The sequence below is a fragment of the Streptomyces sp. LUP30 genome, from assembly GCF_001746365.1.
Taxonomy (GTDB): Bacteria; Actinomycetota; Actinomycetes; order Streptomycetales; family Streptomycetaceae; genus Streptomyces.
In genome coordinates, this window is sequence record NZ_MJAJ01000070.1 from 1 (window position 1) to 13,629 (window position 13,629).

Here is a 13,629-nt window from a genome sequence, read left to right on the forward strand (position 1 = left end):
AGAGCGCCGCCTCCGTTCGGGGCGCCGGCGCCGAGGGCGCCGCCCTGCTGGCCGTTCTGGCGCCGCGCTGGCCGGGCTTGGGCTGGGGCTTCTTGCCGCCCTGGGCGACGTCCACGGGCAGCATGACCAGCGCGGTCGTGCCACCGGAGTCGGAGGGGCGCAGCTGGATGCGGATGCCGTGGCGCTGCGACAGCCGGCCGACCACGAACAGGCCCATGCGCCGGGAGACCGACACGTCCACGGTCGGCGGCGAGGCGAGCCGCTCGTTGATCGCGGCGAGGTCCTCGGGGGACAGACCGATGCCGGTGTCGTGGATCTCGATCAGCACCCGGCCGTCGGGCAGCGCGTGACCGGTGACCTTGACCTTGGTCTGCGGAGAGGAGAACGACGTGGCGTTCTCCAGCAGCTCGGCGAGCAGGTGCACGAGGTCGTTGACGACCCGGCCGGCCACTTCGGTGGTCGGCACGGAGGACAGCTCGATGCGCTCGTACTGCTCCACCTCGGAGGCGGCGGCGCGCAGGACGTCGACCAGCGGGACCGGACGGGTCCAGCGTCGGCCGGGCTCCTCACCGGCGAGGACGAGGAGGTTCTCACCGTTACGGCGCATGCGGGTCGCGAGGTGGTCGAGCTTGAAGAGCGAGGACAGCTGGTCCGGGTCGGCCTCGCGGGACTCCAGTTCGGAGATGAGCGAGAGCTGACGCTGGATGAGGCCCTGGGAGCGGCGCGAGAGGTTGGTGAACATCGCGTTGACGTTGCCCCGCAGCAGGGCCTGCTCGGCGGCGAGGCGGACGGCCTCGCGGTGCACGTCGTCGAAGGCCGCGGCCACCTGGCCGATCTCGTCCCGGGAGTGCACACCGACCGACTCCACGGACGTGTCGACGTCCTGCGGGTCGGACTCGGACAGCTGCTTGACCAGCTCGGGCAGCCGGTCCTGGGCGACCTTGGTGGCGGTCTCCTGCAGACGGCGCAGCGAGCGGATCATGGACCGGGCGACGACGAACGCGCCGACCAGCGACACGCCCAGCACCAGCAGGATGAGCGCGCCGGAGATGATCGCCTCGCGCTCGGACGCGGCGCGCAGCTCGCGCGCCTTCTGCTCCATGTCCTCGAGCAGCGTGTGCTCGATGTTGTTCATCTGCGAGATCTTGGTCGTGCTGTCGTCGATCCAGTCCTGGTACGACCGCTTGTCCAGGGACTGCAGACCGGTCGGGGAGCTGAGCGCGCGGGTGGCGTAGGTGTCGGCTTCCTCGATGACTGGGTTGCCCTGCTCGATGGGCTTCAGCAGTTCCTCGGCGCCGTCGTCGCCGTAGATGCTGCGGAAGCTCGCGAGCTCGGAGTCCTGGTTCTCGAGCGCGGCCTCGGCGTACTGCCGGTCGTTCTCGGTGATCTGGCCGTAGACGAGGTTGGTCTTCGGCAGCGCGGCCGCGAGGGAAGCGCGCTGGACCGAGGCGTACTCCTTGGCGGAGGAGAAGGCGGCCAGCGCACGCGTGCGCTGGATCATCTCCGGGTTGCTCGTGGCCTGGGCCATGTCCTGGGACAGGTCGAGCAGGCTGGTGATCAGACGGTGGTAGGCCTCGACCGTCTGGGTGGAGTTGGTCTTCTCGACGTACGCCGTGTTGCGGATCTTGGCGAGGTTGCCGAGGTCGCTGAGGAGACCCACGAGGCTGTCGCGGACACCCTGCAGGTTGCCGTCCGCGCTGGCGGTGTCGATCTCCTCCGAGGCGTCCTGGAAGGCGATGAGCGCCTTGTCGGTCTTGTCCCGGTAGCCCTTGACGCCGAACTCGGTCGGCTTGCCGCCGTGCGCCAGCGGGCCGGCGGAGCGGTCGCGCTCGTTCTGCAGCTGCACGGCCAGTTCGGTGGCCTGCTTGGTCATGTCCGTCAGCAGCTTCATGTTGTCGAGCTGCTTGATGTCGTCCATGGACTGGTTGATGCGCACCGCGCCCAGCGTGGTGGCCGCGACCACCGGCAGCGTCAGCAGCGCCACCAGACGCGTGGAGATGCGCCAGTTGCGCAGCGCCACGCGCGGGCCGGGACCGGGGGGACCGGTCGGCGGCTTGACCGTCGGAGTCGGGGGAGGAGAACTCGGCGACGCGGACGCGCCGGGGCGCCCGGGGCGCTCACCGCCGTCGCCGGACGCGGCCGGGCCCGGGTTCTGGGCGTGCTGGGGCGAGGAGCCGACTGCCATCGGGCCAGTCCCGCCGTGCGGCTCCGGCTCGGCCGAAGCGCTGCCATCCCTCTTGAAACGTCCCTGCACTAGCGTCGCAACCTCTGGACCAGGCGCCCCTCCGCGTGAACGGAAGGACGGTGTCGGCGTGTTGAGGGGCGTCCTGAATTACGCCCCCCGAATGGTCGTGAGTACCGGCGCCGGCTCCCCCTAACCTCGCCGCCACCGGGCGCTCTGACGCGCCCTCTGTGCGCCGGCTCGATCCCGCGGCGGTCCGAGGAATTCCAGCACAGTGCAGGATCTCCAACAAGGCCCGTTGGCCAGGCTGTGACATCCGTGACACGAAGTGAGGGTCAAGTTACGGGATGTAGAAACCCATCCCACATAAGGCGGACATAAGTGGGCGAAGCCGCAGGGTGCGGGTGGTGTCCCAGTCGCGATGATCAGGAGCGGAATATGGGCTTCAGGTGGTCAATGTCCGTTTCGTTGCGGTCGATTGCTGGTCTGAATTGACCGTTTTGCCCATGGATTCGTGAGCAAACTCACACGCCGATCATGCGACCTTCACGCGTTCCGCGGGATTCACGTGTTTAGCCTGACGTTTTACAGGGATGGCAAATCCGACAAGCAGCGCCTGCGAACGGGCCCTTGAGGGGCCCTCCGGCGCCCGGAAACGACAGGGTCGACTACAACAGTGAAGACGACGACGATGTTCCACAAGATCGCCAACCCGCGGCGCACGACGCTGGCGCACCTCGCGGACGCCGACGAACTGCAGCTCCCCGAGCAGCCGGAGCACTCCGTCGACCTCCCGGCCCAGACTGCCAACCCCAAGCGCACCATCCTCATGGAGATCCCGGTCGCGGCCTCCGTCGTGCAGTAGACCCACCCCGTGGCTCCACACGATCCTCACCGATCTTCGTGGAGGGATACGGACACCGGCCGCCGAATGCTCAAGGCGGCCGTCCGCCGATGTCAAGGGCGTCCCCGGCCGGGGACGCCCTTCCGCGTTAGCCTGGAGCGTCACACTCCAGCCAGCTCAGTCAAGGGGCCAACCAACCCGTGCGCATCGCCAGGTTCTCCATCGACGGGAACGTCGCCTTCGGCGCGGTCGAGGGCGACAAGCCGGACGAGCTCGTCCTCGACATCATCAAGGGCATCCCGTTCACGGACTTCGAGCTCTCCGGCACCAAGGTGCCGCTGAGCAAGGTCCGGCTGCTCCCGCCCGTGCTGCCCAACAAGGTCGTGGCCTTCGGCCGCAACTACGCCGAACACGCGCGCGAGCTGGGCAACGAGGTCCCGGACGCCCCGTTCGCCTTCTTCAAGCCGTCCACCTCGGTGATCGGCGACGGCGACGCCATCCAGTACCCGTCCTTCTCCGCGGAGGTCCACCACGAGGCCGAGCTCGCCGTGGTCATCGGCCGACTGTGCCGCGAGGTCCCCCGCGAGCGCGTCAAGGACGTGATCTTCGGCTACACCTGCGCCAACGACGTCACCGCCCGCGACGTGCAGAAGCGCGAGAAGCAGTGGGCCCGGGCCAAGGGCTTCGACACCTCCTGCCCCCTGGGCCCCTGGGTGGAGACCGGCCTGGACCTGAAGACCGCGAGCGACCTCACCGTCCAGCTCACGGTCAACGGCGCCCAGCGCCAGCTCGGCCGCACCAGCGAGATGATCCACTCCATCGAGGATCTGATCGTCAACATCTCCGAGGCCATGACGCTGCTCCCCGGCGACGTGATCCTCACGGGCACCCCGGCAGGGGTCGGCCCCCTGGTCGTCGGCGACGAGGTCGCCGTCACCATCGAAGGCATCGGCACTCTCACCAACAAGGTTGTCAAGCGTGGCTAGCGCACCCGGCTCCCCCGTACGCGTCCGTTTCTGTCCCTCGCCCACCGGTAACCCCCACGTGGGCCTGGTCCGCACCGCCCTGTTCAACTGGGCGTTCGCCAAGCACCACCAGGGCACGCTGGTCTTCCGCATCGAGGACACCGACGCGGCCCGTGACTCCGAGGAGTCCTACCAGCAGCTCCTGGACTCGCTGCGCTGGCTGGGCTTCGACTGGGACGAGGGCCCCGAGGTCGGCGGCCCGCACGCGCCGTACCGCCAGTCGCAGCGGATGGACACCTACAAGGACGTCGCCCAGAAGCTCCTGGACGCCGGTCACGCGTACCGCTGCTACTGCTCCCAGGAGGAGCTGGACACCCGCCGTGAGGCCGCCCGCGCCGCCGGCAGGCCGTCCGGCTACGACGGTCACTGCCGCGACCTGAGCGCGCAGCAGGTCGAGGAGTACACGGCCCAGGGCCGTGCCCCCATCGTCCGCTTCCGCATGCCCGACGAGACGATCACCTTCACGGACCTGGTCCGCGGCGAGCTGACCTTCACCCCGGAGAACGTGCCCGACTACGGCATCGTCCGTGCGAACGGCGCCCCGCTGTACACGCTGGTCAACCCGGTGGACGACGCGCTGATGGAGATCACGCACGTCCTGCGCGGCGAGGACCTGCTCTCCTCCACCCCCCGCCAGATCGCGCTCTACAAGGCGCTGACCGAACTGGGCATCGCCCAGGGGGCCCCGCACTTCGGCCACCTGCCGTACGTGATGGGCGAGGGCAACAAGAAGCTGTCGAAGCGGGACCCGGAGTCCTCGCTCAACCTCTACCGCGAGCGCGGCTTCCTCCCCGAGGGCCTGCTCAACTACCTCTCGCTGCTCGGCTGGTCGCTCTCGGCCGACCAGGACATCTTCACGATGGACGAGATGACCGCGGCCTTCGAGATCGCGGACGTCAACCCCAACCCGGCGCGCTTCGACCTGAAGAAGTGCGAGGCGATCAACGCAGACCACATCCGTCTGCTGGACGTGAAGGACTTCACCGAGCGCTGTGCCCCCTGGCTGAAGGCCCCGGTCGCCCCCTGGGCGCCGGAGGACTTCGACGAGGCGAAGTGGCAGGCGATCGCCCCGCACGCCCAGACGCGGCTGAAGGTCCTGTCCGAGATCACCGACAACGTCGACTTCCTCTTCCTGCCGGAGCCGGTCTTCGACGAGGCGTCCTGGACGAAGGCGATGAAGGAGGGCAGTGACGCCCTGCTGGCCACGGCCAGGGAGAAGCTGGAGTCGGCCGACTGGAGCTCGGCCGAGTCCCTGAAGGAGGCCGTCCTGGCCGCCGGCGAGGCCCACGGCCTCAAGCTCGGCAAGGCCCAGGCCCCCGTCCGCGTCGCCGTCACCGGCCGCACGGTCGGCCTGCCCCTCTTCGAGTCCCTGGAGATCCTGGGCAAGGACAGGACGCTGGCCCGCATCGACGCGGCCCTGGCGAAGCTCGCGGCGTAACGCCGGTACACGTGTGAGGGGCGGCTCCCGGATTCCCGGGGGCCGCCCCTCACACGTTCGGTCGGCGTCGCTCTCGTCGACCGGATACGGATCCCGCGCCGGTACCCGCACGGCGCTGTCCAGGTGGGCCGGTGAACCGGACTCGGCACTCGCCCATGTCCTCGGTGTGCCGGCCCGCGCTACGGTCGGGGCATGAGCATTCGCGCCGTGGTCTGGGACGTTGACGACACCCTCTTCGACTACACGACCGCCGACCGCGAGGGCATGCGGTCCTATCTCACCACCGAGCGGCTGCTCGACCGTTTCGGCACCGCGGAGGAGGCCCTCGCGCGCTGGCGGGAGGTGACCGACCAGCAGTGGGCGCGGTTCTCCGCGGGCGGGATGACCTTCGAGGACCAGCGCCGCGACCGGGTGCGGGCGTTCCTGGAGCGGCCGGAGCTGACCGACGCGGAGGCGGACGCCTGGTTCCGTCGGTACATCACGCACTACGAGGCCGCCTGGTCGCTGTTCCCCGACGTCCTGCCGGTGCTCGACGCCCTCGCCGGCAGCCACCGCCATGCCGTGCTGTCGAACTCCAGCATCCACGTCCAGGACCACAAGCTGCGCGTCCTCGGCGTCCACGACCGCTTCGAGGTCATCCTGTGCGCCGCGGAACTCGGCGTCTCCAAGCCGGAGGCCGGCGCCTTCCTTGCGGCCTGCGAGGCCCTCTCCCTGCCGCCGCACGAGGTGGCCTACGTCGGCGACCATCCGGAGATCGACGGGCGGGGCGCCGCCGACGCCGGTCTTCTCTCGGTGTGGATCGACCGCTACGGAGGCGGGGCCACCGTCGAGCTCCCGTCCGGCCGGCACCGCATCGTCAGCCTCGCCGAACTTCCCGCGCTCCTCGGCTCGGATACCCGTTTTGGAGCGCAGTCCACCTTCGGGTAATGTTCTTCCTGCGCCGCCGGAGAGCGGGCCGAAAGGCCGGAACCGGGGGAGCGAAACTAGAACGAGATCCCCCTCGGGGCTTGCGTTCCAGTGGCCTATGGTGTAATTGGCAGCACGACTGATTCTGGTTCAGTTAGTCTTGGTTCGAGTCCAGGTAGGCCAGCTCGCAGAGCTCATCTGCGCACGTGGAGATCATCTCCACAACGCCCCCGTTGTGTAGCGGCCTAGCACGCCGCCCTCTCAAGGCGGTAGCGCCGGTTCGAATCCGGTCGGGGGTACAGATCCTTCCCGCGGGGGGAGTTCGGGTAGCTCCCGCTCGCCTCGATGCAGGATCGCTAGGGCCCCCGTTGTGTAGCGGCCTAGCACGCCGCCCTCTCAAGGCGGTAGCGCCGGTTCGAATCCGGTCGGGGGTACAAACTGGTCTAAACCACATTGGTCTATGGTGTAATTGGCAGCACGACTGATTCTGGTTCAGTTAGTCTAGGTTCGAGTCCTGGTAGACCAGCTCGGATCTGCGGAAACGCAAGATCCTCGCCCCCGTTGTGTAGCGGCCTAGCACGCCGCCCTCTCAAGGCGGTAGCGCCGGTTCGAATCCGGTCGGGGGTACATGGCAGGCAAGGCCCTCCACTTCGGTGGGGGGCCTTCGTCGTGTCCCCGCTACTCGAAGCCGTACCGCCGGGCCGACTCCTCCTCCTGGGCCAGGCGGTGCAGCGCCTGCAGCATGGGCTCGACGAGGATCGCGCCGAGCACCGCCGTCTCGACCCGCTCCGCCTCCGACTCCCGCTTCTCCACGAAGTCGAGATCGAGCGAGGCCGCCCGGTGCATCAACCGGGCGTAGGACACGAGCAGTTCGGCGTCCCACTCGTAGCCGAGCCGCCGCAGCGCCGCCACCGACACCACCAGCGAACGATAGGCGGGGGAGAGGGACGTCAGCAGCCGGGCGTTCGCCCAGCCCAACGTCCCCAGCAGGTCGTCCGCCTCCAGCTGTGCGGCGCGCACGTACTCGTCCTCCGCGTCCGGCTCGGGGACCTGGGGCAGCGCCCACAGGGCCGCGCCGAGCCGCATCGTGCGGCCCAGGGAGTCGTCGTCGACATGGCCGAGGACCTCGCGGACCGTGGTCACCGGCAGCCGGCCCACCTGGATCATCGCGCGCACCAGCCGCAGTCGGCGCAGGTGCTCCTCGTCGTACTCCGAAGTGGTCCGGTTGACCTGGCGGCCCGGCGGCAACAGGCCCTCACGCAGGTAGTACTTGATCGTCGCGGTGGACACACCGCTGCGTTCGCTCAGTTCGGCCAGTCGCATGTCTTGCGTCTCTCCTTGGGCAGCGCCACTATCCAAGCATGTCTGTCGAAGCCACTCGCACCACCGCGGACGCCCGGGGAGACGTGGTCGTCCTGCTGATCGGCATGCGCGTCAACCACTTCTGGGCCGTGCATCAATGGGGGCCGGTCATGCTGGCCATGTTCCGCATGCTGGCGGAGCTGAAGAAGGACCCGGGGCGCGGACTGCTCTCCCGGGTGCTGCTGACGGCCTCGCCCCGGACGTACTACGTCGTCCAGTACTGGGAGTCCAAGGAGAAGCTGTACGCCTACGCGAGCGCGCCCGACGCCTTCCACCACGAGGCGTGGGCGAAGATCAACCGCCTGGAGCGGCGCGGGAAGGTCCGTGGTCACGTGGGGATCTGGCACGAGACGTACGTCGTGCCGGAGGGCTCGTACGAGGCGATCTACGGGGACATGCCGGCGTTCGGCCTCGCGGCCGCGCACGGGCAGGTCCCGTTGGGGGAGCGCGGGCGGTATGCGAAGGACCGGTTCGCCCACCGGTCCACGCCGTAGCGGTTCTGCCGTGCGCCGGACGCGGGCCCGCGGCGATGTCGCACAGGGACACGGTCCGCGCCCCCGAGGTGGGGCTGTCCTGCCGTGGGGGAAAGAGCGTGCCGCGGCGTTGAGGCCCGCTCTTCCGCCCCGGCGTCAGCCGGTCCTGCGCAGGGCCTCCGAGAGGCGGCCCGCCGCGTCGATGACGGCCTGGGCGTGCATACGGCCGGGGTGACGGGTCAGGCGCTCGATGGGACCCGAGACGGAGACGGCGGCCACCACGCGGTTGGAGGGCCCGCGCACGGGAGCCGACACCGAGGCGACGCCCGGCTCGCGCTCGCCGATGGACTGGGCCCAGCCGCGGCGCCGCACGCCCGACAGGGCCGTCGCCGTGAAGCGGGCGCCCTGCAGACCGCGGTGCAGGCGCTCGGGCTCCTCCCAGGCCATGAGGATCTGCGCCGAGGAGCCGGCCTTCATCGTGAGCGTGGAGCCCACCGGGACCGTGTCCCGAAGACCGGACAGGCGTTCCGCCGCGGCCACGCAGATGCGCATGTCGCCCTGGCGGCGGTAGAGCTGCGCGCTCTCGCCCGTGATGTCGCGCAGGTGGGTGAGCACCGGGCCAGCCGTGGCCAGCAGGCGGTCCTCGCCGGCGGCCGCGGCCAGCTCGGCGAGCCGGGGGCCAAGGATGAAGCGCCCCTGCATGTCCCGCGCCACCATACGGTGGTGTTCCAATGCCACGGCCAGGCGGTGGGCCGTGGGTCGTGCGAGTCCGGTGGCAGCGACCAAGCCTGCGAGGGTGGCCGGACCGGACTCCAGGGCGCTCAGGACAAGGGCTGCCTTGTCCAGGACGCCGACGCCGCTACTGTTGTCCATGAAACGATACTCCCGTCTCACTCTGTGAAACGCAAGTTCATTTTTCCGTGAGACGCGCAACCCTTGGAGACATGGCGGCCCGCAGACCAACGGGCCTGGCGGCGGGTGCCCGGCTTACAGGGGCGAGGGCGTCGCCTCCACAAGATCTCTAGTTGGGCCGGTGCTCCTTTGCCGGCCGGAGGGAAAGCGATGGGTAGGACACTCGCGGAGAAGGTCTGGGACGACCACGTCGTCCGGCGCGCCGAGGGCGAGCCCGACCTCCTCTTCATCGATCTGCACCTGCTGCACGAGGTGACCAGCCCCCAGGCCTTCGACGGCCTCCGTCAGAACGGCCGCCCGGTGCGCCGTCTCGACCTCACCATCGCGACCGAGGACCACAACACCCCGACGATCGACATCGACAAGCCGATCGCCGACCCGGTCTCCCGCGCCCAACTGGAGACGCTGCGCAAGAACTGCGCCGAGTTCGGCGTCCGGCTCCACCCGCTCGGCGACGTCGAGCAGGGCGTGGTGCACGTCGTGGGCCCGCAGTTGGGTCTGACCCAGCCCGGCATGACCGTCGTCTGCGGCGACTCGCACACCTCCACGCACGGCGCCTTCGGCGCGCTGGCGTTCGGCATCGGCACCTCGCAGGTCGAGCACGTGCTGGCCACCCAGACGCTGCCGCTGGCCCGCCCCAAGACCATGGCGATCACCGTCGAGGGCGAGCTGCCCGACGGCGTCACCGCCAAGGACCTGATCCTGGCGATCATCGCCAGGATCGGCACCGGCGGCGGCCAGGGCTACATCCTGGAGTACCGCGGCTCCGCCATCGAGAAGCTCTCGATGGAGGCCCGGATGACCATCTGCAACATGTCGATCGAGGCCGGCGCCCGCGCGGGCATGATCGCCCCCGACGAGACCACCTTCGCGTACCTCGAGGGCCGCGCCCACGCGCCCGAGGGCGAGGACTGGGACGCCGCCGTCGCCTACTGGAAGACGCTGAGGACGGACGACGACGCCGAGTTCGACGCCGAGGTCGTCATCGACGCCGCCGCGCTGTCGCCGTTCGTCACCTGGGGCACCAACCCGGGCCAGGGCGCGCCGCTTTCGGCCCACGTCCCCGACCCCGCTTCGTACGAAGACGCTTCGGAGCGCCTCGCCGCCGAAAAGGCCCTGGAGTACATGGGGTTGGAGGCCGGACAGCCGCTGCGCTCCATCAACGTGGACACCGTCTTCGTAGGTTCCTGCACCAACGGCCGCATCGAGGACCTGCGGGCCGCCGCGGCCATCGTCGAGGGCCGCAAAGTCGCCGACGGCGTGCGGATGCTGGTCGTCCCCGGCTCCGCGCGGGTCGGTCTGCAGGCCGTCTCCGAGGGCCTGGACGTCGTCTTCAAGGAGGCCGGCGCCGAATGGCGGCACGCGGGCTGCTCGATGTGCCTCGGCATGAACCCCGACCAGCTGGCGCCGGGTGAGCGCTCCGCGTCCACCTCCAACCGCAACTTCGAGGGCCGACAGGGCAAGGGCGGTCGCACCCACCTGGTGTCGCCGCAGGTCGCGGCCGCTACGGCCGTCCTGGGCCACCTGGCCTCCCCGGCCGACCTGTCCGACGCCGAGACCCGTACGCCCGCTGGAGTCTGATCAGTCATGGAAGCATTCACCACGCACACCGGCCGGGCCGTCCCGCTGCGCCGCTCCAACGTCGACACCGACCAGATCATCCCTGCTCACTGGCTCAAGAAGGTCACGCGGGACGGTTTCGAGGACGGGCTGTTCGAGGCCTGGCGCAAGGACGCGGAGTTCATCCTCAACCGCCCCGAGCGGCAGGGCGCGAGCGTTCTGGTCGCCGGCCCCGACTTCGGCACCGGCTCCTCCCGTGAGCACGCCGTCTGGGCGCTGCAGAACTACGGCTTCAAAACCGTGATCTCCTCCCGCTTCGCCGACATCTTCCGGGGCAACTCGCTCAAGAACGGCCTGCTCACGGTCGTTCTGGACCAGAAGACCGTGGAGGCGCTGCAGGACCTGAGCGAGAAGGACCCGCAGGCCGAGATCACGGTCGACCTGGAGGCCCGTGAGGTGCGCGCCGAGGGGATCACCGCCTCCTTCGAGCTGGACGAGAACTCCCGCTGGCGGCTGCTGAACGGCCTGGACGACATCTCCATCACCCTCCGGAACGAGGGCGACATCGCCGCCTACGAGGCCAAGCGCCCGTCGTACAAGCCGAGGACGCTCCCGGTCTGATCCCGAGGCCCGGGAAGCCCCGGGCAGGTCGAGTTTCGGCCACCGCGACACCCCCGCCGTACCCCCGATCCCACCGATCGGGGGTACGGCTGCGTCTGCACCCGTTCGGCCCTGCGGGCTCTCGCCGCCGCTGTCAACTTCCCACGTTAGGAGGGGTGTTGCCGGGGTACGCGCCTGATGAGGACGTGACCGCCGGAAGTGCCCGGACGGCCGTCTGAGGCGGCAGTTGCCCCCTGGGCGGGCGACAACTCGCCCCAGATGGCACAATCTGTGCATGGAACACGACGGCCAACTCGAGCTCTATACGGCGGTCGCGAACCAACTCAAGGAAGCGCACGCGAGAGTGCGCGCACTGCAAGTCCCGGAGGGCGTACGGATGGCGCTGACCCGGAAGCTGCTGGTCATTACGGCCGCGGCCAAGCACGATCTCGCCGATGCGACAAGGCGTCTGGAGCGGTTCATGGCGGACCTCGACGAAGGGCGAACGCCCGAAGAGGGGCGTTGATCGCCTCCGGAGCAGCCGATTTCGTTGCGGCACAAGGGTGATTAGCCCGTTTCGTGTTTGATTTGCGGTATATATCTGCCTAACGTGCGAAAAAGCTTGAACAGTTTCGTTCCGGCTAATGTCTCCGAAGGGGAAGACGTGAACAAGGCGCAGCTCGTAGAAGCGATTGCCGACAAGGTGGGCGGCCGCCAGCAGGCCGCCGACGCGGTCGACGCGGTCCTGGACGCCATCGTCCGCGCGACGGTCGCCGGCGACCGGGTCTCGGTCACCGGCTTCGGTTCGTTCGAGAAGGTCGACCGGCCGGCCCGCTACGCCCGCAACCCCCAGACGGGCGAGCGGGTGCGGGTCAAGAAGACCTCCGTTCCGCGCTTCCGCGCAGGCCAGGGCTTCAAGGACCTGGTGAGCGGGTCGAAGAAGCTCCCGCGCGGCGGCGAGGTCGCCGTCAAGAAGGCCCCCAAGGGCAGCCTGACCGGCGGTTCTTCCGCCACGGTCAAGAAGGCCGCCGCGAAGAAGGCCTCCCCCTCGACGCGGGCCGGCGCCGCGAAGAAGACCACGGCCACGGCGAAGAAGACGACGGCCACGGCGAAGAAGACCACGGGCGCCGCCAAGAAGACCACCGCGAAGAAGGCCACGGCCAAGAAGGCGACGCCGGCCGCGAAGAAGACCACCACCGCGAAGTCGGCCACCGCCAAGAAGACGACGGCCAAGAAGGCCCCGGCCGCGAAGAAGGCGACGGCCACCAAGGCCCCCGCCAAGAAGTCGACCGCGCGCAAGACCACCGCCAAGAAGGCCACCGCCCGCAAGGCATAGGGCGACTGGGGCACTCACACGCCGGGCCGGACTCCCTCTCGGAGCCCGGCCCGCGGCATGTTCCAAGCCTGCTCAGAAGGTCTGCAGCGTCACCAGCGTGATCCGGGGACCGGAGCCGTCGCCGCGCTCCTCCGTCTCGATGCGCACCCGCTGACCGGGCCGCAGCAGCCTCAGCCCGCCCGCGTCGAACGCCGACGCGCCGAAGGGGATCGGTGTGCCGTCGTCCAGCAGCACCTGTCCGCTGCGCGTGGCGGGGTCGTACGTGTATGCGGTCGCCTGCATGGCGGCAGCCTACTGCCCCGGGATCAGCAGCCGCGCGGTCGCCGCGGCCGTCCGGGGCCCGACCCCGAGGGCGAGCGCCGCGCGCAGATCCTCGCCCGTGTCCACGTCCTGGCGCACGGAATCCACCGCGTCGAGACGGAGTTCCTCGGCTCCGGCGGCGCGATGGCGGGCGCGTGAATCCGTGCCGAACGCGGGCTGCAATGCGCGGCCGGGAGCGGCGGTGAGAAGAGTCGTGCCGATCGCGGCCGCGTCCGGGAGGAAAGCGCGGGGGAATTCGGCGGCCGCGTCCAGTACGCGCGCCAATTCCGACGGGCGCAGCGCCGGCAGATCGGCGTTGAGGGCCGCGAGCGGGGAACCGGGGCGAATTGCCCGTACGGCGGCCGCCCCGTGCGTCAGCGCGGCGTTGAGGCCCGCGCGCGGCTCGTCCGGGACGATCCGAGCCCCCAGCGCCGCCAGGGCGCGCGCGGCCAGGGCGTCGTCCGTGACGACGGCCACATCCCGCACGGCGGGCGAGGCCAGCGCGGCGGCCACGGTGTCCTCGGCGAACGCCAGGGCGAGGCCTGGGCGCAGCCCGTCGGCGGCGGTGTCCGCGAGCCTGCTCTTGGCCAGCGCCAAGGGCTTCAGGGGTATGACCAAGCTCCATTGCACCGGCGTACCGTCCCTCTTCTCGTCGCGGCCATTGTCACCCGGCCCGTCCGCAGGCCGGAGA

Annotated in this window: 14 protein-coding genes and 5 tRNA genes; 14 read left to right on the top strand and 5 right to left on the bottom strand. The window is 69.8% G+C overall.

Annotated elements, in window-relative coordinates; all coding sequences use genetic code 11:
- Positions 1-2,254 (bottom strand): nitrate- and nitrite sensing domain-containing protein (locus BG482_RS36290; protein WP_141746702.1); only part of this gene is annotated, 2,254 nt, incomplete at its 3' end.
- Between the two features lie 604 nt (positions 2,255-2,858).
- Here BG482_RS36290 and BG482_RS36295 point away from each other — a divergent pair.
- The 9 genes from BG482_RS36295 to BG482_RS36335 all read left to right on the top strand — a co-directional run bounded on the left by BG482_RS36295 (position 2,859) and on the right by BG482_RS36335 (position 7,022).
- Entirely contained in the window at positions 2,859-3,047 is a 189-nt protein-coding gene (locus BG482_RS36295) for a hypothetical protein (RefSeq protein ID WP_069773481.1), read from the top strand.
- A 179-nt stretch (positions 3,048-3,226) separates the two neighbouring features.
- A complete protein-coding gene (locus BG482_RS36300; RefSeq protein ID WP_069773482.1) occupies positions 3,227-4,012 on the top strand; it encodes a fumarylacetoacetate hydrolase family protein in 786 nt (261 codons plus the stop codon).
- On the top strand, positions 4,005-5,489 hold the full coding sequence (gltX, locus tag BG482_RS36305; RefSeq protein ID WP_079142596.1) for a glutamate--tRNA ligase: 1,485 nt from the start codon (positions 4,005-4,007) through the stop codon (positions 5,487-5,489). The genes BG482_RS36300 and gltX overlap by 8 nt, the downstream gene beginning before the upstream one ends.
- Positions 5,490-5,681: 192 nt before the next feature.
- Positions 5,682-6,416 (top strand): HAD family hydrolase, encoded by a 735-nt coding sequence (locus BG482_RS36310; protein WP_069773484.1) that lies wholly within the window; start codon positions 5,682-5,684, stop codon positions 6,414-6,416.
- 91 nt (positions 6,417-6,507) lie between these two features.
- A tRNA-Gln gene (locus tag BG482_RS36315) sits at positions 6,508-6,579 on the top strand.
- Between the two features lie 42 nt (positions 6,580-6,621).
- Positions 6,622-6,694: transfer RNA gene (locus BG482_RS36320), tRNA-Glu, on the top strand.
- Between the two features lie 62 nt (positions 6,695-6,756).
- Positions 6,757-6,829: transfer RNA gene (locus tag BG482_RS36325), tRNA-Glu, on the top strand.
- Positions 6,830-6,849: 20 nt separating this feature from the next.
- Positions 6,850-6,921, top strand: a tRNA-Gln gene (locus BG482_RS36330).
- Positions 6,922-6,949: 28 nt separating this feature from the next.
- Positions 6,950-7,022, top strand: a tRNA-Glu gene (locus BG482_RS36335).
- Positions 7,023-7,073: 51 nt separating this feature from the next.
- Here BG482_RS36335 and BG482_RS36340 read toward each other — a convergent pair.
- The gene (locus BG482_RS36340) at positions 7,074-7,718 is read right to left on the bottom strand and encodes a MerR family transcriptional regulator (protein WP_069773485.1); all 645 of its coding nucleotides are present in this window, start codon (positions 7,716-7,718) and stop codon (positions 7,074-7,076) included.
- A gap of 38 nt (positions 7,719-7,756) precedes the next feature.
- Here BG482_RS36340 and BG482_RS36345 point away from each other — a divergent pair, with 38 nt between their 5' ends.
- Positions 7,757-8,251: a DUF4188 domain-containing protein gene (locus BG482_RS36345; RefSeq protein ID WP_069773486.1), complete on the top strand. Its 495-nt coding sequence runs from the start codon at positions 7,757-7,759 to the stop codon at positions 8,249-8,251.
- Between the two features lie 135 nt (positions 8,252-8,386).
- On the opposite strand, the gene ndgR is transcribed toward BG482_RS36345, so the two are convergent.
- The gene (gene ndgR, locus BG482_RS36350) at positions 8,387-9,103 is read right to left on the bottom strand and encodes an IclR family transcriptional regulator NdgR (RefSeq protein ID WP_028806673.1); all 717 of its coding nucleotides are present in this window, start codon (positions 9,101-9,103) and stop codon (positions 8,387-8,389) included.
- A 189-nt stretch (positions 9,104-9,292) separates the two neighbouring features.
- On the opposite strand from ndgR, the gene leuC reads away from it, so the two are divergent.
- From leuC to BG482_RS36370, 4 genes are all read left to right on the top strand, one after another.
- Entirely contained in the window at positions 9,293-10,723 is a 1,431-nt protein-coding gene (gene leuC, locus BG482_RS36355; protein WP_069773487.1) for a 3-isopropylmalate dehydratase large subunit, read from the top strand.
- A gap of 6 nt (positions 10,724-10,729) precedes the next feature.
- A complete protein-coding gene (gene leuD / locus BG482_RS36360) occupies positions 10,730-11,323 on the top strand; it encodes a 3-isopropylmalate dehydratase small subunit (protein WP_069773488.1) in 594 nt (197 codons plus the stop codon).
- Between the two features lie 274 nt (positions 11,324-11,597).
- Positions 11,598-11,828, top strand: coding sequence for a hypothetical protein (locus BG482_RS36365; RefSeq protein WP_069773489.1), 231 nt, complete (start codon positions 11,598-11,600; stop codon positions 11,826-11,828).
- Between the two features lie 138 nt (positions 11,829-11,966).
- Positions 11,967-12,638: an HU family DNA-binding protein gene (locus BG482_RS36370; RefSeq protein ID WP_069773490.1), complete on the top strand. Its 672-nt coding sequence runs from the start codon at positions 11,967-11,969 to the stop codon at positions 12,636-12,638.
- A 72-nt stretch (positions 12,639-12,710) separates the two neighbouring features.
- Here BG482_RS36370 and BG482_RS36375 read toward each other — a convergent pair whose 3' ends face one another.
- Both BG482_RS36375 and cofC read right to left on the bottom strand, forming a co-directional pair.
- Positions 12,711-12,920: a hypothetical protein gene (locus BG482_RS36375; RefSeq protein WP_069773491.1), complete on the bottom strand. Its 210-nt coding sequence runs from the start codon at positions 12,918-12,920 to the stop codon at positions 12,711-12,713.
- A 9-nt stretch (positions 12,921-12,929) separates the two neighbouring features.
- Positions 12,930-13,568, bottom strand: a complete 639-nt coding sequence (cofC, locus tag BG482_RS36380) for a 2-phospho-L-lactate guanylyltransferase (protein ID WP_069773492.1) — start codon at positions 13,566-13,568, stop codon at positions 12,930-12,932.
- Positions 13,569-13,629: the final 61 nt, after the last annotated feature.

Excerpts from the sequence above, each read along its gene's own strand:
- BG482_RS36310 (WP_069773484.1), top strand. The coding sequence starts at position 5,682 with ATGAGCATTCGCGCCGTGGTCTGGGACGTTGACGACACCCTCTTCGAC.
- BG482_RS36340 (WP_069773485.1), bottom strand. The coding sequence starts at position 7,718 with ATGCGACTGGCCGAACTGAGCGAACGCAGCGGTGTGTCCACCGCGACG.
- BG482_RS36345 (WP_069773486.1), top strand. The coding sequence starts at position 7,757 with ATGTCTGTCGAAGCCACTCGCACCACCGCGGACGCCCGGGGAGACGTG.
- ndgR (WP_028806673.1), bottom strand. The coding sequence starts at position 9,103 with ATGGACAACAGTAGCGGCGTCGGCGTCCTGGACAAGGCAGCCCTTGTC.
- leuC (WP_069773487.1), top strand. The coding sequence starts at position 9,293 with ATGGGTAGGACACTCGCGGAGAAGGTCTGGGACGACCACGTCGTCCGG.
- leuD (WP_069773488.1), top strand. The coding sequence starts at position 10,730 with ATGGAAGCATTCACCACGCACACCGGCCGGGCCGTCCCGCTGCGCCGC.
- BG482_RS36365 (WP_069773489.1), top strand. The coding sequence starts at position 11,598 with ATGGAACACGACGGCCAACTCGAGCTCTATACGGCGGTCGCGAACCAA.
- BG482_RS36375 (WP_069773491.1), bottom strand. The coding sequence starts at position 12,920 with ATGCAGGCGACCGCATACACGTACGACCCCGCCACGCGCAGCGGACAG.